The organism is Burkholderia sp. E168m23 (genome assembly GCF_016586125.1).
Classification (GTDB): domain Bacteria; phylum Pseudomonadota; class Gammaproteobacteria; order Burkholderiales; family Burkholderiaceae; genus Burkholderia; species Burkholderia orbicola.
In genome coordinates this window covers 1-990 of sequence record NZ_BCPP01001492.1, presented here as the reverse complement: position 1 = coordinate 990, position 990 = coordinate 1, and the positions used below count along the sequence as shown (strand labels likewise).

The window sequence follows — 990 nt, the reverse complement described above, 5'->3', positions numbered from 1 at the left end:
TAAAGCCGAGCGGATTGACATCTAAGGCGAGCGAGAGGGCTCCCGTGCGGTAGTGAATGTCGCGCCCGGCCTCTCGGTAAGCCCACTGCACACGCGCACAAGACCCCCTAGATTCCCGGTGACGTGACGAAAAAGGTCACAGAGTCAACAAGGTGAGCCCATGTGATTGGATAGGGGGAGGCTCCACATTCTCGCGGGGAAGCTTTCGAGAACTGTACCGGGCGGCCTTTGGGCCAGCCCCAGGGAGGAACCGGGAGCCTCCCAAAACACACACCTGATTCATGAGATGCACCCAATTAGATGAAGAGACCCAGTACACAGCAAACTACGTGCGGGGGGAGATGCTTAGGGCGTCCCGTATTCGCTCTCCTGATCTTGCAAGACCGATGCGCCGTCGCGATACTTAACTCAACGCAATGAACGTCGGGGGGAGCAAATGAGTGTCGCGACAAAACCGCAGGCAACCAATGCAGTAGACAAGAGTGTTGCGGCCAAGTGGTCGGCGCCGTTGGCGAAAGCGGGATGGACTTCTTTCCCGAACATCATTTTCGAGCGTCAGCAGGCGTTGGGCCTTACCCCGCTCGATATCAATATTTTGATTCACCTCGCTGGCTACTGGTGGAGGCCCGGAGAACATGCACGCCCGTCTAAGGGTACTTTGGCGAGGGCAATCGGTGTAGCTCCACGCACAATACAAAAGCGAATTGCGGCGATGGAGGCTGCTGGATTCATCAAACGTATTTACCGCACGACGAGCGTCGGTGACAACGACACGAACGAGTATGACTTGAGCGGTTTGATCAAGGCAGCTAAGCCTTTCGCCGAAGAAAAGATCGCGGAGCGTGAGCGGAGGCAGAAGGAACAAACCGACCGCTTGACGCGTAAGAAGCCCTTGGCAATCGTCAAAGGCGGGAAGGCATAAGCAATACGCAGCATAGCTCAAGAGGATAGAGCGCTGATGCAGAGCCACTCGCGGACAGTGGTTGTACG

1 protein-coding gene is annotated in these 990 nt (G+C 56.4%); it reads left to right on the top strand.

Features of this window, described 5'->3' with window-relative positions; all coding sequences use genetic code 11:
• The first annotated feature begins 436 nt into the window (after positions 1-436).
• Positions 437-922: a helix-turn-helix domain-containing protein gene (locus JMF90_RS38405; RefSeq protein ID WP_011546968.1), complete on the top strand. Its 486-nt coding sequence runs from the start codon at positions 437-439 to the stop codon at positions 920-922.
• Positions 923-990: the final 68 nt, after the last annotated feature.

What these genes read in the sequence shown, in the direction of transcription:
- JMF90_RS38405 (WP_011546968.1), top strand. Translation starts at nt 437, where the DNA reads ATGAGTGTCGCGACAAAACCGCAGGCAACCAATGCAGTAGACAAGAGT.